Origin of the sequence: Streptomyces broussonetiae (assembly GCF_009796285.1) — a bacterium.
GTDB classification, from domain to species: Bacteria; Actinomycetota; Actinomycetes; order Streptomycetales; family Streptomycetaceae; genus Streptomyces; species Streptomyces broussonetiae.
In genome coordinates this window covers 7552599-7570536 of the sequence record NZ_CP047020.1, presented here as the reverse complement: position 1 = coordinate 7570536, position 17938 = coordinate 7552599, and the positions used below count along the sequence as shown (strand labels likewise).

The following is a 17938-nucleotide window of genomic DNA, read 5'->3' as shown; positions in this document are numbered from 1 at the left end:
GGGAGCAGGGCGGCGGGGAACGCCGCCAGGACCCCGGTGACAAGCGCAGCGGCAGCCGGCGCCGCGCGCAGGCCCCGGCATCTCATGACCCTCCCTCTCGGTAGGCGAACGCGGGCGGTTCGGCGGGGTCGTGCACCAAGGCACGGACGAGGTGGTGGTCCGGGGCATGCCGGCAGGCCGGGTCGGTGCGGGTGGGGTCGCCGGTCAGGGCGTGGGCCTGGCAGCGGCAGCCGCCGTGGTCGGTGGTGCGCAGGGCGCAGCCGCGGCAGGGATCGGGCATCCAGGCCTCGCCGCGGAAGGCGTTGAAGGCCTTCGACTCCCGCCAGATCCAGTCCAGTTCGTGGTCCTGCACACGGGGCGGGTCCAGTGCGGGCAGGGTACCGGCGGCCGGGCAGGGCAGCACCGTGCCGTCGGGGGTGACCGTGAGGGAGACGGCGCCCCACCCACCCATGCAGGGTTTCGCGGTGGCGTCCACCAGATCCGGCGCGACCCACACCAACTCCAGTGTGTCCGCGAGCCGTTCACGCCAGTGGGCCACCCGGTCGCGGGCGCGTCCGACCTGCGCGGGTGTGGGCATCAGGGCGGCGCGGTTGCGGGCCGCCCAGCCGTGGTACTGGGTGTGGGCGAGTTCGATCCGGTCGGCACCCCAGTCGAGCGCGAGCCGGATCAGGCCGTCGAGGGCGTCCAGATTGCCGCGGTGCAGCACGGCGTTCAGCCCGAGGGGCAGGCCCGCCGCGCGAACCAGTCGGGCGGCGCGTTGTTTCGCCGTGAACGACCGTGCGCCCGCGATGTGTTCGGCGGCCAGGGGGTCCGCGTGCTGCACCGACAGCTGCACGCTGCGCAGCCCGGCCCGGATCAGCTCGGCCAGCCGCCGCTCGCCGAGTCCGACCCCGCTGGTGACGAGCTGGGTGTACAGGCCCGCTCCGTCGGCGGCGGCCACCAGGGCCGGCAGATCGCGCCGCAGGAGCGGTTCGCCGCCGGACAGATGGGTGTGCACGACACCGAGCGCGCCCGCCTGCCGGAAGACGTCCGACCGCTGTGCGGTACTCAACTCGGCTGACCGGCTGACCAGTTCGACGGGGTTGGAGCAGTAACCGCAGCGCAGCGGACAGGCATGGGTGAGTTCGGCGAGCAGGGCCCAGGGAGGCGCTGGAGTCATCGCAGCCAGCCCTCCTCGCGCAACCGTTCCAGGAACGCCGCCGCTTCGGCGGCCACGGGTGCCGCGGGGTGCCGTACCGTCAGCTCGGCGACGACGGCGGCCACGTCCCGGACGCCGTCGCACAGCCGGAGCACCTCGCCCGCGCTGCCGTCGAGCAGCACGACCCGCTCCGGAAGCAGCAGCAGGTCGGCGCCACGGACCCGGTCGTGGCGCAGCACCACGCCCCGGGCCAGGACGGCCCGCCATGTCGTGGCCGGTGGGGCCGGCGCCGCTGTCACGGCTCGCTCCGGTCCACCGCGTCCAGCAGGGCCCACAGCACCTCGCACTTGAACTCCAGTGCGGCGACGGCCCGTTGCTGCTCCTCGCGGGTGCGGGCCCGGGCGAGGACGAGGGCGAGGGCCTGTTCGGCGTCCCGGGCGCCCTGGGTGACGCGGGCGCGGAAGTAGGCGAGACCCGCCGGGTCGATCCAGGGATAGTGGCGTTCGAAGGCGGCGATGCGGGTGCGCATCAGATCCGGGGCGGACAGTTCGGTCAGCGAGGCCGCGACGGCCTCCAGGACCGGACGGCGCCGGCAGAAGGTGACGTACGCCTCCACCGCGAACCGCACCCCGGGCGGCACCCGCGAGGTGTCCAAAAGGTCCGCGCGGGCGAGTCCGGCCGCCTCGCCGAGCCGCAGCCAGCGTTCGATACCGCCGCCCTCCCGGGAGTCGGCGTCGGTGCCGTCCTGGTCGTGGATGCGGCGCAGCCAGGCGCGGCGTTCCTCGGGCCGGTCGAGCCCGGCGAGGATCAGCGCGTCCTTGACGGGGATGTGCCGCTGGTAGTGGAAGCGGGCGGCGATCCAGCGGCGCAGTTCGGCGCGGGTCAGCTCGCCGCGGTGCATGCGCTGGTTGAAGGGGTGGCGGTCGTGGTAGCGCAGCGCCGTGACGGCGCGCAGCCGGCCGGTGAACTCGGCGGCCGGCCAGGCGGCGCGGCCGTCGAGGTCCGCTGGCGCGGCGGTCATGCGGCCAGGGGCGCCGCGGGCCGACGGCGGTCGGCGAGCGCGTAGGCGGTCACCTCCAGCGCGGTCTCCACGACACGGTAACCAGGGCTTCGCCAGACCTTTTCATCCGATGTCTTCGGGGTGGCGTCGTCCGTACGGGCAGGCAGAGAAAGGCTCTCGTTCATGTGTGCACACTCGCTTTCCTGAGGATGAGGGATCTCAGCAGGGAGCCAGAGAGGAGGCAGCGGCCATGGTCAGGGCCGGTTCACATGTATGCACCGGGTTCATCGACACGTCCGGTAGCGCGATACAGAGTCGCGGGACGACGCTCCACGGTCAATGGTCCGGACCGAAAACGTCGGATGCATTTCCGGCCAATCTCGACCCTGGGAACTGATCCGCCGGTCAGTTGCCCCGGATTCGCCGATCAGGAATGCGACACCGATCGTGATCGTTGACGATGGGAGTAGCACCTGTCTTCAACCGAAGGATCCAAGGCTCGTGAGCAGCAAGGTCCCCCCGATCATCCTGAACAACGGCATCGAGATGCCCCAGCTGGGCTACGGCGTCTGGCAGGTGCCCGACGACGAGGCCGAGCGGGCCGTCGCCACGGCCCTGGAGGCCGGGTACCGCAGCATCGACACCGCGGCGATCTACGGCAACGAAGTGGGCACCGGCAAGGCCATCGCCGCCGCCGGCCTGCCCCGCGAGGATGTCTTCGTCACCACCAAGCTCTGGAACAGCGACCAGGGATACGACTCCACGCTGCGCGCCTTCGACGCGTCGCTCGAGAAGCTGGGTCTCGACTACGTCGACCTGTACCTGATCCACTGGCCGCTGCCGGCCCGCGGCACCTACGTCGACACCTACAAGGCGCTCGAGAGGCTCTACGCCGACAAGCGGGTCCGCGCCATCGGCGTCTCCAACTTCCTCCCCGAGCACCTGCGACGGCTGATCGAGGCGACCAGCGTCATCCCGGCGGTCAACCAGATCGAGCTGCACCCGCATCTGCAGCAGCACACCGCCCGCGAGTTCCACGCGGAGCAGGGCATCGCCACCGAGGCATGGTCCCCGCTCGGGCAGGGCAAGGGCCTGCTGGACGTGCCGGCGATCGTCGCGATCGCGCAGAAGCACGGCCGTACCCCGGCCCAGGTCGTGCTGCGCTGGCACGTCCAGCTCGGCAACATCGTGATCCCCAAGTCCGTGACGCCGTCCCGGATCAAGGAGAACATCGACGTCTTCGGCTTCAGCCTGGACGAGGAGGACCTCGGGGCGATCAGCGCGCTCAACGAGGACCGGCGCATCGGCCCCGACCCTGCCACCTTCGACCTGGGCTGAGCGGACCGCGTCCCGCCGCGACGCCGGGGCCGGGCCCGGACCGGCATCGCGCACACCCGCGCACCACGGACACCACGGCCGCCCGTACCGCCCGCCGGCGGGACGTGCGGCCGTGCTCCGTCGCAAGGGCCGCACGTCGCACGGCTCAGTCTGCCCGCACGTCCGCGTGCACGATCTCGAACTCCTCCAGGGCGACGACCGCGACATGAGCCTTGGCCACGCCCTCGCGCCGGACGGCCGCCTGGCGTGAGCGGGACGCGACGAGCGCGTGCTGGTCCGCGAAGAGAACCCCGGTCATGCCGCGCCCGCGCTCGCGGTCCAGGAACAGCGCCGCCCCGGCGAATCCGGGCAGCACCTCCAGGCGGGGCAGCACGCCCCCGTGGAAGGTGTCGGCGACCAGATCCGCGTCCGCGGGCGCGAACTCCAGCCGCGTCAGCCGCATCCCGCCGCCGGTGAGCGGCCGGTGCCCGACGGGGAAGACCGTGGCCTCGTAGTTCTCGACCGCAACGGTCCCGGCGAACGGATGCAGCAACGCCGGCCGCCGCTCGCGCATCACCTCGTCGCTGTTGTCACGCGCCTCGACCGACTCCCACCAGCTCACCGAGAGCAGGGTGCCAAGAGCCCGGTCGACGAAGACGCCCGCGCCCCTGAAGCCGGGCCGTTCCTCGAGCAGGTCGTGCCCCTGGGTGTTCAGGACCCGGATCGCCGTGCCCAGCTGTGCCGGATCGCCGGTCGCGTACACCGTGCGGACGAACAACATGCCTCTCACCTCCCGGAGCCGTGACCGAGCCGGGCCGACGGCGGCAGACATATCCGGAGAAATAACTCCTCTTCAGTCTTGCGGCGTACGTAAATCACCGCAATACGCACAGGTTTCGGGACTTCGCAACCGGAGGCTTGACGAGGACATGTACATGGGTCCACGGTGTACGGCACCCGGTAAGGAAACTTTCCTAACAGAAGGGTCCCCCACGTGCCCCCCACAGTGCGCCTTCGAACGCTGACTCTCGCCGCGGCCTCCGGGGCCGCCCTGCTCGCCGCCGGAGTGCTCCCCGCGCACGCGTCCGCCGTCCCGTCGCCGAGGTCCGGCCCGGCCTCGGCCCAGGAGGGCTCGGTCAGCGCCGCCGACCTGCTGGCCAAGGTGAAGTCCTGCTCGCAGATCTCCAACGGCAAGTACAAGACCGACGACGAGACGTCGGCCACGGTCCCGGTGTGCGGCAAGAACGGCGCGGTGTTCTGGAAGGCCGACATGGACATCGACTGCGACGGCCAGCGCACCACCAACTGCAACGAGGACCGCGACCCCTGGTACCAGGACGACACCGCCTTCCACCAGTCCGACGGCAAGCCGCTGAAGGCGGAGTCGCTCCCGTACGTCGTGGTGCCCAGCTCCAGCAGTATCTGGAACTACTCCAGCGCCGGCATCAAGGGCGGCGGCGTCGTGGCCGTCATCTACAACAACAAGGTGGAGTACGCCGTCGTCGGCGACACCGGCCCCACGAAGATCATCGGTGAGGCGTCGTACGCCACCGCCAAGGCGCTCGGCATCGACCCCGACCCGGCCACCGGTGGCGCCGACTCGGGCGTGACCTACATCCTGTTCAAGAACTCCAAGGTCTCCCCGATCGAGAGCCACAGCGCCGCGGTCTCGCTCGGGGACCAGCTGGCCAAGCAGTTCCTCGCAAACAACTGACGTGCGCCGTACGTCAGTTGGGCTGCCCCAGCGGACGTACGACCACGGTGTTGACGTCGACCCCGGCCGGCTGGCGGATCGCCCAGAGCACCGAGTCGGCCATCTGGTCGGCGCTCAGCAGACGCCCCGGGGGCAGGCTGCCGTTGCCGTCCCAGAACGGGGTCTCCACCCGGCCGGGGGCGACCAGCGTCACACCGATCCCGAACTCCGTGACCTGGCGCCGAGTGTTCTCGGCGAGCCCGGTGACCGCCCACTTCGTGGCCCCGTAGAGATTGCCCGGGGTGTTCACGAAGCCGGCGACGCTGCCGACGAGGACGATCCGGCCGCGGGTCTCCTTGAGCGCCTCGACGGAGGCACGGACGAGCAGGGCCGGGCCGAGGACGTTGGTGAGGACCATCTCGGTCCAGCCGGCCGGGTCGCCCTCGGCGACGGTGTCGTGGGTGGCGAAGCCTGCGTTGGCGACGACGGTGTCCAGTCGGCCGTACGCCTTGAGCGTACGGCCGACAGCATTCTGCACATCGTCGAACACAGCCGCGTCACCGGCGACCGTCAGCAGTTCCTCGGGCCGGCCGAGGCCGTCGGCGAAGTCCCGCAGCCGGGCCTCGCTGCGGCCGGTGACGGTCACCCGGTGGCCGGCGGCGAGCAGTTGCCGGGCGACGGCGGCGCCGATGCCGGTGGCGCCGCCGGTGATCAGTGCGACCGGAGAGTCGTTCACGGGTTCCCCCTCGTGTGTCGGTGACGCCGGGGAGTTCATCACGTGGAGCGCGCTCGAGGTCAAGCGTCCGCCCACGGCCCGGGAACCGGCCGCACCCTCGCCCGCCGTCGGCCCGCTAGGCCACCGGCCGTACCGCCCGGTGCACGGTGTGGGCCGCCAGCAGGAACACATCGGGGCGGCGGTGGACACTGCCGGGGTCGGCGGGGTCGAGGAGCCGGTCGAGGGTGGCGCGGTCCTCGGCGTCCAGGGCCCCGGCGTACCCGTCCCGGGCACGCGTGAGCGCGGTGACGACGAAAGCGCGGGCCCGCTCGGGCACGGGGGCGGGGATGTCGAGCAGGAAGCTGCGGGTGCCGGTGTGCTTCAGGCCCGCGGCGGCAAGCAGGGCCGGCCAGTCCTCGGTCTCGGCGACCGAGCCGGGCAGCTGCGCACGCATCGTCGCGAACCGGTCCTCCTGGGCGGCGTCGAGACGGGTCTGCAGTCCGGGGCGGCCGAAGCCCAGGTCGCGGGGCAGATAGCGGGCAGCCAGGCCGCCCTCCAGGATGGCGAGCGTGCCGCCGGGAGCGAGCCGGGCGGCGAACGCGGTGAGCGCCGCCTTCTGGTCGCCGAGGTGGTGCAGGCTGCGGCTGGCCCACAGCAGATCCGCCGGATACTCCAACTCCTGGAGGGAATCGGGGAGTTCACCGGTGATGGTGTCGAAGCGGTCGGCGGCGCCCTGCCGGTCGGCCCGGGCACGGGCACGCTCCAGGAGCCGGGCGGAGCCGTCGGCGGCGACCACCCGCGCGCCGGGGAAGGTCTGCGCGAGCAGGCAGGCGATCACTCCGGGCCCGCTGCCCGCGTCCACGATCAGCCCGGGTTCGGCCACCTCCTCGCCCAGCCAGGCCAGCGCGCGCTCGTAGGCGGGGGTGTGCGCCTCGGCCTCCGTCTCCAGCAGCGACGCCATGGCGGCCCAGTCGACGTCGTCCCCGTGCCCCTGACCGTGGCTGTGGGGCTGGGTGTGGCTGTGACTGTGGTGCGCGGGGTGCCCGTGGTCGTCGTGGTGGTCGTATGCCATGGTGGCCGCCTCTCCTTGGGTTGCCGCCAGCGTGCGACGGCGCTCCCCCAGGGGGCCAGTTCTGTTGCCGGTGCCGCAAAGAAATTGCCGGTACCGCAAAAAACGTGGGTGCGCGGTGAGGGCCCGTGACAGCACGACGAGGCCTCGTGGACGGCGAACCGGTGCACGCGCGATCCGCCGGGGCCAGGACCCAGGGGCGGGCCGACCCCGGCGGACGCTCATCGCGCCGTGCCTACGACAGCGGCGGGTAGGCGTTCTGCATCAGCTGCTGGAACTGGGCGGAGAACCAGTGCCCGGCCAGCGGCGCGTTCGCCAGGGCGCCAGTGGGGTTGTTGCCGTTGCGGGCGTTGCCGCCGTACGTCGGGTCGCACATCCGGTCGAAGCCCTTGCCCTCGTCGTTGGCGATGGCTGTGCTGGAGCCGTCCGACTCCCCCGGCGGCTTGGCCCACACATAGGCGTCGACACCGGCGGCCGGGGCGGCGGTCGGCCGTTCACCGAGACCGGCGCCGCTCTGGTTGCACCAGTTGCCGACGTGGATGCGCCGGTCGGTCCTGCTGCCGTTGACATAGTCGTCAACCGACGTCAGCGGGCCGGGGCCGGTGGGCCGGGCGGTCCCGCCCCAGCCGTTGCGGGAGGTGTCGATCAGCATGCCGATGCCGGAGTCGAAGCCCGCCGAGACCAGCTGGGAGCGCAGCGCGAGGGCGTAGGACTGCTCGTCCACGTACTGGTCCCAGTCCACCCACTTCGACTGGCGCACGCTCGTGCCGTTCACCGTGTCGCCGACCTTGAGGTACGGCTCCGTGGTGGCGCTGTAGTTGGCCGTGTTGACGATGAACCCGGCCACGTCGTGCACATCGGCGCCGTTGGTGGTGGCCACCTTGTGGAACTCCTGCACGGCCGGGCCGAGGTTGGTGTCCCAGCCGAGCCAGCCGTGGTGGGCGGCATCCACGTAGTTGTAGACGTTCGGGATCGCACCGAGTTTCTGCAGGGCGTAGGAGACGCCCTTCTCGTAGTTGCCGTTGGACTTCATGGTCTCGCAGGCGGCGGTGCTGGTGTCGGTACCGCCGCCGTTGGTGACCAGGTTCGGCAGCGAGTCGGGCTCGATGATGGTGGCGATCCTGAGGGAGGCGTAGGCCGGGTCGGCGAGGATCGAGGCGATCGGGTCGATGTAGTCGCTCTTGTACTTGTCGATGTCGTCGGGGCCGAGTTCGCCGTTGGAGGCGAGGGCGGCACAGTCGCGGCCGGGCAGGTCGTAGACGACCAGCTGGACGACCAGGTCGCCCGAGCCCTTCTGCCGGAGGGCCGCGTCGAGATGGTCGCGCAGGCCCATGGCTCCGTTGACGCCGTCGATCGTGGCGATGCGGTCGAGCCAGACGGCGGTGGGCCGGCTGGAGACACGGCTGCCGCCCGGTTCCGCGGCGGCCCGCGCGGACCACTCGGGGTTCACATAGACCTTGGCTCCGGCATAGGGGTTGTCGACGCGGCCGTCGGTGGGGCCGCCGGTTCCGCCGCCCGTGCCGCCTCCCCCGCCGCTGCCGTCGTCGACGTTGCAGGCGACACCGTCGAGGGTGAACACGGCCGGCACGGCGTTGGTGCCGGTGTAGCTGCCGTTGAAGCCGAAGCTGACCGAACCGCCGTTCGCCAGCGCGCCGTTGTAGCTCTCGTTGGCGGCGGTGACGTCGCTGCCGCTCTGGCTGATCCCGGCGTTCCAGCCGCTGGTGACCTTCTGGTCGCCGGCGTAGCTCCACCTGAGCAACCAACTCGACTTGGCGGCAGCGTTGTTGGTGATGGTGACGGCGGCGGTGAAGCCGGTGTCCCACTGGTTCTGCACCGTGTAGCCGACGGTGCAGGGGACGGCGTCGGTGGCGGCACCTGCCGGTGTCTGAAGCAGTGCCGTCCCCATGGTCCCGGCGACCAGCGCCAGGGCTGCGAGCAGTGAGGTTCTGTTACGGCTCATCAGTGCGGGTTCCTTCTTCCGTGGCGGGTTACGGGTTGAGGGCACGCAGGTGGTCGCGCAGCCCGGTGCCGTAGGCGGTGGGTGTGCCGTCGTAGGCGGAGATCAGGGACGGCCCCGAGGAGCAGTCCCAGGTGTTCCAGGTCCAGCCGAGGTAGGACAGGTTGTGGGCGTCGAACCACTTCATGGCCTGATCGACGAAGCCGTGCGCGCAGGTGTTCTCGCCGATCTCGCCGGCGATCAGGGGCACCTGGTCCGCGACCGGGGCGAGGGTGGAGTTCCAGCAGCTCTCGCTCGCGCAGGCGTTGAAGTTGTAGCCGTGGTAGGAGGCGGCGAGGTTGCCTGCCGGGGCGGTGGGTTTGTATGCGGTCCACCGGCTGAGGTCGTTCGCGTACGCCAGACCGCCGACCATGATGACGTTCCTGGATCCGGTACCGCGGACACTGTCGACGAGATCCTGCATGCCGGCGACCTCGTACGAGATCCCGGGGCAGGTCCCGCCGTCCCGCCAGCACCTCCAGGCATCGGCCGGGTCGGTGGTCGCCCGGTCCGGATACGGCTCGTTGAACAGGTCGAAGACCGGCGCCGGGTCGTCCTTGAAGGTGTTCGCCACCGACGCCCAGAACGACGGGCTGTACTGCGCGTCGGGCATCGGCTTCTGGCAGGTGGCGTGGATGTCGGAGCAGCCGGCCGAGTTGCCGGTGTACTGGCCGTAGGACCAGTGCAGGTCGAGGACCGGCGTCAGGCCGTGGGCCTCGACGCGGGTCACCAGGTCCTTCACGGCGCTGATGTAGGCGGCGCCGCCGTACTCGGGCTTGATGCCGGAAAGGCCCAGCCAGCACTCCTCGTTGAGCGGGATGCGGACCGCATCGGCCTTCCAGTCGGCGATGGCCTGGATCGCCGTGTCGTCCACCGGTCCGTCCCAGATGCCGTGGCCCTGCACGCACATGAACTCGCCGCCGGAGCGGTTGACGCCGAGCAGCCGGTGCGCCGTGCCGGAGGCGTCCACGAGCCCGGTGCCCGAGACGTGCAGGGCGGGCGCGGTGCCGCTCGAGGGCGGGGAGGCCGGCGGGGTCGGCGGGGGCTCCCCGTCGAGGGCGCAGGTCGTGCCGTTGAGCGTGAAGGCCGTCGGTGCGGCGTTGCTGCCCGCCCAGGAGCCGAGGAAGTTGGTGGTCACGCGCGCGCCGGAGCCGAGGGAGCCGTTGTAGCTCTCGTTGGCCGCGGTCACGGTGGCGCCGGACTGGGACCAGGTGGCGTTCCAGCCCCGGGTCACCTGCTGGCCGTCGGCGAAGTCGAAGGCGAGCCGCCAACTGCTCAGTGCCGAGGCGTTGTTGGTGATGGTCACCGAGCCCTGGAAGCCGCCGGCCCACTGGTTGGTGACGGAGTACTCCACCGTGCAGGCGGGCGTGGCCCCCTGGGCCGACACCACCGGGACGAGCGCGCCCGCGATGAGCGCGCCCGCGCCGGCGGTGGACAAGAGTACTGAACGCGGGGGGTGTCGCATGAGCGACTCCTTGCAGTTTGGCGCGCCGTCACAGGCGCGTCGACTGACTGGAACCGCTCCCACTGGTGCGAAGGAAGGTAGCGCCAAGTGGCTTGGATGCCCAGGGGAGTTGCCGACTTTTCCGCAAGGGTGTCCGTCGAATCTTTTCGACTCTTCGAGCACCTTGACCGCGCACCGGGCCGTCTCCACTATGGGAGCGCTCCCACTGGTTGGTTCCGGGCCCGGGCAGTCGCCCCGCCACTGGCCCCTGTACCGCGACGGGCGGTCCCCACGACACAGGGGACCGCCCGGCCGTCGCGTTCACGGTTTCCGCGGCTCGCACGGAAGGTGTGGGAGTCGGTCCGTGGTCGGCTTGCGGTAGGCACGCACCTCGAACACCGGGTCCGGCCGTGGGCGGTCCTGGTCCGGAAGGCCCGCGAGGCGCGTCGCGAACTCCTCGGTGCGCGGCCCGTCCGGCGCCAGCTGGGTGAACCAGCCGCGGCGCAGATCGGCGATGGTGGCGCGGGGGCTGCGGCCCTGCCCGACGCCGCGGAAGCTGGTGGCGCCGGCCGGTTCCAGCCCGTGCCGGGCGGCGTGCGCGGTGACGGTGGCGGCGGCGTCCTGGGCGGGGCGGCGCGGGCGGGAGGCGAGGACGGAGTCGATGTCGCTGCCGACGTCGTGCGCGGCGGCCTTGTCGACGGTGGTGACGTAGATCCCGCCGGGCCTCAGCACCCGGGCGCACTCGGCGACGACGGCGCGGGCGTCCTCGGCGTCGTCCAGCAGGTGCAGCAGCCAGATGCTGATGACGGCGTCGAATCCGCCGGTGGGAAAGGGCAGGCGGCGGCTGTCGGCGCGGACGATCGCGCCCGGCAGCCTCGCCCCCGCCCGGCGGACCATGGCAGTGGCGAGGTCGGCGCCGGTCACCCGCAGCGCGGGGCGGCGGGCGGCCAGCCGCCGAGTGACGATGCCGGTGCCACAGGCCACGTCGAGCAGCCGGCCCGGCCCCTCGGGGATCAGGTCGAGCAGGGCTTCGGTGGCGGCGTGGGCGCGAGCCTCGCCGCCGCGGGACGCGTCGTAGGCGTCGGCTTCCTTGTCGTAATCGAGCACGCCTGTCAGTGTGCGCCGTGACCTGGGGCGACGTCCTCCACCCTGCGGGCGAGACCGAAGTCCTTCTCGGTGAGGGCGCCGCCCGCGCTGTGCGTGTGCACGCTGAGAAGGACGGTGTGGTAGCCGAGGGTGAGGTCGGAGTGGTGGTCCAGCTCGTCCTGGACGGCGGCGATGTGCATGACGAACGCCGCCGCCGCGACATGCGAGCCGAGCCGGTAGGAGCGGGTCAGCCGGCCCTCCTCCACCGACCAGCCCGGCAGCTCCGCCAGCCGGTCCTCGATCTCCTTCTGCGACAGCGGTTCCACGGCCATGGCCTTCGGCTCCCTTCGGGGCGGCGGGACGGCGGGGTTCGGATTTCGGATCAGGTGCAGGTGCAGGTCCACGTTCAGCCTGCCACGCCGGCCGCGCGCCTACTCCGCCGTGAAGGCGCCGTCAGCCGCGTGCGTACTCGGCCGCCAGGTCGTCGGCGAGCGCGGCGATGCGGTACCGGCCCTCCACCCGGGCCACCCAGTCGTGCGGCAGACCGGTGTCGCCGTGCAGCGTGCCGAGGAGGTTGCCGCAGATCGAGCCGGTGGAGTCGCTGTCGCCCGAGTGGTTGACGGCCAGCAGCAGCGCCTGTTCGGGGCGGGGCTCGGCGAGCGCGCCGTACACACCGATGGCGAGGGCCTCCTCGGCGACCCAGCCCGCGCCGAGGGACTCGACCTTCTCGGCCGTCGGTGTCCCGTCGGTGGCCAGGTCCAGGGCCTCGCGCAGGGCGTCCGAGGTCTCCGAGTGGCCGCGGTGCCGCTGCAGCAGCCGCAGGGTGCGCAGCACCGCGCCCTCCAGGGACTCCCCGCCGACCAGGTGCGCCACGATCGCGGCGAACGCACCGGCCGCATAGGAGCCGGTGGGGTGGCCGTGGGTGATCCGGGCGCCGCGCGCCGCCATGGCGAAGGCCGCCTCGGCGGAGCCGGCCAGGCCGAAGGGGGCCGAGCGCATGACCGTGCCGCAGCCCTTGGAGTCGGGGTTGACCTCGCCCGGTGTGCCGTCGAGCGGGAGCGCGGGGTCGGGTGCGTACCCCTGGGCGACGCCGGACAGGCAGGCGTTGCCGGGGGCGCGGCGGGAGTACAGCCAGGCCTCGCCGACCAGGCCGCCGCCCGCCGGCGCGTCGGGCCAGGGCGCTGTCGGCTGCTCGGGGCCGGGCTTGGACTGGGTCTGCAGCCAGCGTTCGTAGGCCCGGCGCAGCAGCAGGGGCCAGGCGTCGTCGGTGCCCCGCTCGCGCCGCTGCGCATGGGCCTGGATCAGGGCCTCGACGGTGAACAGGGTCATCTGGGTGTCGTCGCTGATCAGCCCGATCGCGCCGTGGGCGCCGGGTACCAGGCCGGTGACGCCGCGCGGACCGTGGGCGGCGCGGATCCGGTCCAGGGAGGCGAACTCGACGGGGTAGCCGAGCGCGTCACCGAGCGCGCCGCCGAGCAGACAACCACGGACCCTGGCCCGGTACACGGCCGCCGTCTGAAGGGACGACGGCTGCCACGGTGTCGTCGACGGCTCGATCCTGCGCAACTCGGCATCTCCTCGACTACGGTCGGACGTATGACCATTGTCGCCACCGGCCCCTCCGCGTCCGCCACCACCCCCGCCGCCGACAAGGGTGTCGGCCCGCTGCTGCGCGCCTGGCGGGAGCGGCGCCGGGTCTCCCAGCTGGAACTGGCGCTGCGCGCCGACTCCTCGGCGCGGCACATCAGCTTTATCGAGACCGGCCGCTCCCGGCCGAGCGAGGAGATGGTCCTGCGGCTCGCCGAGCATCTGGAGGTGCCGGTGCGCGAACGCAACTCCCTTCTGCTGGCGGCCGGTTACGCACCGCACTATCCGGAGACCCCGCTGGACGACCCGGCGCTGGACGCGCTGCGCGGCGGCCTGGAGCGACTCATCCAGGGCTACGAGCCCTACCCCGCGCTGGTGGTCGACGCCACCTACACGGTCGTGGCCGCGAACCGGGGCATCGCGATGCTGCTGGACGGCGTGGCGGACAAGCTGTACTCACCGGCGCCGAACGCGATGCGGCTGACCCTGCACCCGGAGGGGATGGCACCTCGCATCCGCAATCTGCGCGAGTGGCGCGGGCATCTGCTGGAGCAGATGGAGCGGCAGATCGCCCTGCAGCGTTCGGAACAACTGCGCGCCCTGTACGAGGAGGTGAAGGCGTACCCGGTGCCCGAGGACGCGGCGGACGACGAACCGACCGAGCCCGTCGCGTACTTCGCGCTGCCGCTGCGCATCGAGCACGACGGCCGGATCCTGTCGTTCGTGTCGTCGATCTCCACCTTCAACACCCCCATGGACGTCACGGTCGCCGAACTCGCCATCGAGACGTTCCTGCCGGCGGACCCGGCGACTGCCAAGTACCTGAACACGTTCACCGGTTGACCGCACCGCCGTAGGCCCGGTTCCGCTCGAAGTCGCCTCCGGTTCTCCTCGGACCCGTGTGCGAGAGAGGATCACATGGCAGACTGCCCGGGTACTTAGGCGCGTAGGGGAGGCGTGGCGTGAGTGAGCGTCGGGCTGCGCCCACCGTGGGCCAGGTGGTGCTCGGCAAGCGGCTGCAGGAACTGCGCGAGGCATCGGGCCTGAGCCGCGAGGAGGCCGCCCAGGTCCTCAGGGTGGCGTCGGCGACCGTACGGCGGATGGAGATGGCCGAGGTCGCGCTGAAGATCCCGTACGTGCAGGTGCTGCTGGAGACGTACGGGGTGGCCGAGGAGGAGGCGGTCGCGTTCGTGCGGCTGGCCGAGGAGGCGAACCAGCCGGGCTGGTGGCAGCGGTTCCACGACGTGCTGCCGGAGTGGTTCAGCCTGTACGTCAGCCTGGAGGGCGCCGCCCGGATCATCCGCTCCTACGAGCCGCACTTCATACCCGGCCTGCTGCAGACCGAGCAGTACGCGCGTGCGGTGCTGGAGGCCGGCACGATCGGGCACAGCTCGCCGCAGTCGGTCGAGCGGCATGTGTCGCTGCGCCTGGAGCGGCAGCGGCTGCTGGAGCGGGAGGACTCGCCCCACCTCTGGGTGATCATGGACGAGACGGTGCTGCGGCGCCCGGTGAGCGTGCGCGGCGAGGTGATGCGCGACCAGGTGGACAAGCTGCTGGAGTACGCCGAGCGGGACCGGGTCACGCTCCAGGTCGCCGAGTTCGCCGCGGGCCCGCATCCGGGGACGTACGCGCCGTTCACACTGTTCCGGTTCGCCGAGCCGGAGCTGCCGGACATGGTGTTCACCGAGTACCTGACGGGTGCCCTGTACCTGGACTCGCGCCGCGAGGTCTCGGCCCATCTGGAAGTGCTGGACCACATGACGGCGCGGGCCGCGTCGACGCAGCGCACGCAGGCGCTGCTGCGGGAGTTCCGCAGCAGCCTGTGAGGGACCCCGGTCGCGCCGCTCACACGGCCGGGGACACAGCGGGCGTCCCCTTCCGCCAGGGCGCCTTCGGCACTCCCAGCACAGGACGTACGTACGGTGCCGTCAATGCCGGGGTGGGCGCGTGCCCGGGAACGGCGATGCCGCGCCCCGGCAACGGGACGCGGCATCCGGGACGTACGGGTGTCAGGCCAGCTCGGCCGTGAGCGTGATGGTCGTACCGGCCAGGGCCTGGCTGACCGGGCAGTTCTTCTTGGCGTCCTCGGCGGCCGAGGCGAAACCCTCCGCGTCCAGGCCCGGCACCTCGCCGCGCACGGTGAGGTGGATGCCGGTGATGCCCTCGCCCGGCTGGAAGGTCACTTCGGCCTTGGTCTCCAGTTGCCTGGGCGGGGTGCCGGCGCCGGCCAGACCGTGCGAGAGGGCCATCGAGAAGCAGCTGGAGTGGGCGGCGGCGATCAGCTCCTCGGGGCTGGTCCTGCCGTTCGGCTGCTCGGCGCGCGAGGCCCACGTGACGTCGTAGGTACCGATGTTGGAGGAGTCGAGGGAGACAGTGCCGCTGCCCTGGAGCAGGTTGCCTTCCCAGACGGTGTGCGCGGTGCGCGTGGTGGCCACGGTGGTTCCTTTCGCGGATGGTCGGTCCCGTTTCCGGGGTTTCCGTCTCCGGGTTTCCCTGTCCCTATCCGATCACATCCGGGCCCCGCGCACGCCCAAGACCGGCCCACGCGCGGTGAACGGCGGATGACGTGGCCCGTCCGGTCGCGCACGGCCGGCTCAGGCCGCCCGCTCCTCCTCGGCGGGGGCGGTCAGCGGGATCTCGGGGCCGTTGAGTTCACGCAGCCAGCGGCGCAGGACGCGGTGCACGTGCTCGGCGCCGGCCAGTTCTTCCCGCTGCCCGACCGGCGCGGACAGGTCGAGCGGGGAGAGCAGGAACGGGCGGGACTGGGCGCCGCCGAGGCCGCCGTGGGAGCCGATCTGCTCCTCGAAGGCGAGGACCTCGCCGTCGGCGGGGTCGTGGGCGGAGTTCACCATGATGTCGGCGGTGTGCGGGAAGGAGTGGGTGCGCCGGACGGCGTCGGCGGCGCCGGGGCCGAAGCGCGCCAGCGGCCCGGGGTCGTCGTCGAGCGCGGCCAGCGGGATCTCGACGCCGTGGGCGCCCAGCACCACACCGTCGTGCTCCGCACTGCGCACCAGCAGGAACCCAATGCCGGGGTGGTTGGCGAGGGTGGTGAGCAGGGCGGGGTGGCGGGCGTCGATCTCCTCCTTGGTCATGCGGTGGTCGACGTCCGGGAAGGAGACCAGGCCGAGGTTGCCGGAGGCCAGCACGATCGGCTCACGGCCCCGGTCGGGCCGGTGCTCGTCGCTCCTGTCCGCCACGGGCCGGCGCAGCGCGGCACGGACGGCGGCGCGGGCCTCGGCACCGCTGTGGGTGTGTTCGGCCCGGCGCGGCACATGCAGCCCGCACCCGGCCCGGACGAGGTCGCCGAGGGTGAGGCCGTAGCGCGCGTGGAAGGTCTCGCCGGGACTCTGCCCGTGGTCGGAGAGGACGACGATGCGGTAGGGGCGTGGGGCGTGTTCGGCGACCCGCTGGAGCAGGGCGAGGGCCCGGTCGAGACGTTGCAGGACCTTCTCGGCGTCCCGGCTGTGCGGGCCGGAGTGGTGGGCGACCTCGTCGTAGGCGACCAGGTCGGCGTAGACGGCGGTGCGGCCGGCGAGCATGTCGCCCATCACCGCGGCGACGACGACGTCCCGTTCGACGACGGTGGCGAAGGCCCGCACGAGGGGGTAGAGGCCGCCGCGGCCGATCCGGGGGCGCTGTCTGCGCAGCCGGGCGCGGGTGGACTGGCCGATCTCGCGGGCCACCTCGGCGACGAAGGACAGGGCGGTACGGACGGCGCCCGCGGGGTCGGAGAAGTAGGCGAAGTATCCGGCGCGGGAACGGTTCTCCCGGCTGCGGCGGCGGGCCGCTATGGACAGCACGAGGGCCTGTTCACCGGCACCGCCGCTGAACAGGTTGCCGCGGCTGGCGCCGTCGACGCTGAGCAGTCCGCCGTCGCCCGTGCGTACGACGGCGCGGCGCTGGAGTTCGGCGGCGCTCGTCGGCCGATTGCACACCATCACCTCCCCGCGGTCCTTCTCGTACCAGCGGAACGCCGGCACGTCGAAGGTGCTGCCGTGCAGAATGCCGAGCTGGCTGGCACCGGTCTGGCTGGACCAGTCGGTGCGCCAGGGGGTGAGGCGGTGGGTCGGCCGTGTGCCGTGGTCCGCCGACTGCCGACCGCCGAGCGTCCGTACGCCGTCCGTCGGTTGCCCACCGTCGCCCGTCGCCAGCCATCGGCCCACCGTCGGCATCAGCCCCTTGCGCACCGCGTCCGTCAGGACGTCGTGGCCCACACCGTCGAGTTGGACGAAGACCAGGCCGGGGGTGGTGGGGCAGGGCGGGTCGGATCTGCGCCGGCGGGTGGCAAGGCGGTGCAGGCGGCGACGGTAGGTCTCGTCGTCGCGTACGGCGAGGGCGGCGCCGGTGGCCGAGGCGACGGCGGACATCACGGCGGCCACGATGACGGCGGTCTCGGGGGCGACGGCGCCGCGGCCGGAGGGGTTGATGCGCAGGGCGAGCAGCAGCAACGAGCCGTTGAGGAAGAAGACGAGCAGGCCGAGAACGAAGGCGGGGACGAGGAGCAGAAGGCGGACCAGGAGTGGCCAGACCACGGCCGACAGGACGCCGAAGGCGCCGGCACCGCACGCGGCGGTGACGGCGATCCGGGTGGCGCTGTCGCCGTCGGCGGACTGGAGCTGGAAGTCGGGCAGAAGGCCGGCGAGGACCAGCATGGTGGCGGTGGAGGCCGCCCATACGGTGACGCTCCGTCCGATCTGACGGGTGGCCTGCCGCCATCGCACGCCTTGTAGGCCTCGCACGCCTTGTACACCTCGCGTTCTGGTCCTCCGCGCCGCCCGGGCTCCGGGCTCCGCTCCGGGCAGGAGGACCGCGTCCTGCTTCGCCGGCCGAGCGGGCCGTGGCTCTCCACCTTGTCATACCGGGTGGGAACGCCGGCCGGTCGCGTGCGGCGGG

At 72.2% G+C, this 17938-nt stretch carries 18 protein-coding genes; 4 read left to right on the top strand and 14 right to left on the bottom strand.

The window, feature by feature from the left end; all coding sequences use genetic code 11:
- Window positions 1-82: 82 nt before the first annotated feature.
- The 4 genes from pqqE to GQF42_RS34770 are packed head-to-tail and all read right to left on the bottom strand — an operon-like array spanning window position 83 to window position 2323.
- Complete coding sequence (gene pqqE, locus GQF42_RS34785) at window positions 83-1159, bottom strand: pyrroloquinoline quinone biosynthesis protein PqqE (RefSeq protein WP_158926613.1); 1077 nt, start codon at window positions 1157-1159, stop codon at window positions 83-85.
- Window positions 1156-1437, bottom strand: a complete 282-nt coding sequence (gene pqqD / locus GQF42_RS34780) for a pyrroloquinoline quinone biosynthesis peptide chaperone PqqD (RefSeq protein ID WP_233273557.1) — start codon at window positions 1435-1437, stop codon at window positions 1156-1158. The genes pqqE and pqqD overlap by 4 nt, the downstream gene beginning before the upstream one ends.
- Window positions 1434-2159, bottom strand: a complete 726-nt coding sequence (gene pqqC, locus GQF42_RS34775; protein ID WP_158926609.1) for a pyrroloquinoline-quinone synthase PqqC — start codon at window positions 2157-2159, stop codon at window positions 1434-1436. Before pqqC ends, pqqD begins: the two co-directional genes overlap by 4 nt.
- Complete coding sequence (locus GQF42_RS34770; RefSeq protein ID WP_158926607.1) at window positions 2156-2323, bottom strand: pyrroloquinoline quinone precursor peptide PqqA; 168 nt, start codon at window positions 2321-2323, stop codon at window positions 2156-2158. The genes pqqC and GQF42_RS34770 overlap by 4 nt, the downstream gene beginning before the upstream one ends.
- Window positions 2324-2639: 316 nt before the next feature.
- On the opposite strand from GQF42_RS34770, the gene GQF42_RS34765 reads away from it, so the two are divergent.
- A complete protein-coding gene (locus GQF42_RS34765) occupies window positions 2640-3476 on the top strand; it encodes an aldo/keto reductase (RefSeq protein ID WP_158926605.1) in 837 nt (278 codons plus the stop codon).
- Window positions 3477-3621: 145 nt separating this feature from the next.
- Here GQF42_RS34765 and GQF42_RS34760 read toward each other — a convergent pair whose 3' ends face one another.
- On the bottom strand, window positions 3622-4236 hold the full coding sequence (locus GQF42_RS34760; protein WP_233273556.1) for a hypothetical protein: 615 nt from the start codon (window positions 4234-4236) through the stop codon (window positions 3622-3624).
- Between the two features lie 225 nt (window positions 4237-4461).
- On the opposite strand from GQF42_RS34760, the gene GQF42_RS34755 reads away from it, so the two are divergent.
- Window positions 4462-5169: a glycoside hydrolase family 75 protein gene (locus GQF42_RS34755; RefSeq protein ID WP_158930918.1), complete on the top strand. Its 708-nt coding sequence runs from the start codon at window positions 4462-4464 to the stop codon at window positions 5167-5169.
- Window positions 5170-5182: 13 nt separating this feature from the next.
- Here the strand turns inward: GQF42_RS34755 and GQF42_RS34750 are convergent, their stop codons facing one another.
- From GQF42_RS34750 to GQF42_RS34720, 7 genes are all read right to left on the bottom strand, one after another.
- Window positions 5183-5884, bottom strand: coding sequence for an SDR family oxidoreductase (locus GQF42_RS34750; protein ID WP_158926603.1), 702 nt, complete (start codon window positions 5882-5884; stop codon window positions 5183-5185).
- Window positions 5885-5999: 115 nt separating this feature from the next.
- Entirely contained in the window at window positions 6000-6935 is a 936-nt protein-coding gene (locus tag GQF42_RS34745; RefSeq protein WP_158926601.1) for a class I SAM-dependent methyltransferase, read from the bottom strand.
- Between the two features lie 232 nt (window positions 6936-7167).
- Window positions 7168-8892, bottom strand: coding sequence for a glycoside hydrolase family 6 protein (locus tag GQF42_RS34740; RefSeq protein WP_158926599.1), 1725 nt, complete (start codon window positions 8890-8892; stop codon window positions 7168-7170).
- Window positions 8893-8920: 28 nt separating this feature from the next.
- Window positions 8921-10393 carry a cellulose binding domain-containing protein gene (locus GQF42_RS34735; RefSeq protein WP_158926597.1) on the bottom strand — a complete coding sequence of 491 codons (1473 nt, stop codon included), beginning with the start codon at window positions 10391-10393 and terminating at the stop codon, window positions 8921-8923.
- A 300-nt stretch (window positions 10394-10693) separates the two neighbouring features.
- Complete coding sequence (locus GQF42_RS34730) at window positions 10694-11479, bottom strand: class I SAM-dependent methyltransferase (protein WP_158926595.1); 786 nt, start codon at window positions 11477-11479, stop codon at window positions 10694-10696.
- A 5-nt stretch (window positions 11480-11484) separates the two neighbouring features.
- Window positions 11485-11790: a 4a-hydroxytetrahydrobiopterin dehydratase gene (locus GQF42_RS34725; protein WP_158926593.1), complete on the bottom strand. Its 306-nt coding sequence runs from the start codon at window positions 11788-11790 to the stop codon at window positions 11485-11487.
- A gap of 121 nt (window positions 11791-11911) precedes the next feature.
- Complete coding sequence (locus GQF42_RS34720) at window positions 11912-13024, bottom strand: ADP-ribosylglycohydrolase family protein (protein WP_407699508.1); 1113 nt, start codon at window positions 13022-13024, stop codon at window positions 11912-11914.
- Between the two features lie 30 nt (window positions 13025-13054).
- On the opposite strand from GQF42_RS34720, the gene GQF42_RS34715 reads away from it, so the two are divergent.
- On the top strand, window positions 13055-13888 hold the full coding sequence (locus tag GQF42_RS34715) for a helix-turn-helix domain-containing protein (RefSeq protein WP_158926591.1): 834 nt from the start codon (window positions 13055-13057) through the stop codon (window positions 13886-13888).
- A gap of 119 nt (window positions 13889-14007) precedes the next feature.
- Window positions 14008-14871: a helix-turn-helix domain-containing protein gene (locus tag GQF42_RS34710; protein WP_158926589.1), complete on the top strand. Its 864-nt coding sequence runs from the start codon at window positions 14008-14010 to the stop codon at window positions 14869-14871.
- A 183-nt stretch (window positions 14872-15054) separates the two neighbouring features.
- On the opposite strand, the gene GQF42_RS34705 is transcribed toward GQF42_RS34710, so the two are convergent.
- Together GQF42_RS34705 and GQF42_RS34700 are read right to left on the bottom strand one after the other, a co-directional pair.
- On the bottom strand, window positions 15055-15480 hold the full coding sequence (locus tag GQF42_RS34705; RefSeq protein WP_158926587.1) for an OsmC family protein: 426 nt from the start codon (window positions 15478-15480) through the stop codon (window positions 15055-15057).
- A gap of 159 nt (window positions 15481-15639) precedes the next feature.
- The gene (locus GQF42_RS34700; protein ID WP_407699536.1) at window positions 15640-17697 is read right to left on the bottom strand and encodes an alkaline phosphatase family protein; all 2058 of its coding nucleotides are present in this window, start codon (window positions 17695-17697) and stop codon (window positions 15640-15642) included.
- Window positions 17698-17938 lie beyond the last annotated feature (241 nt).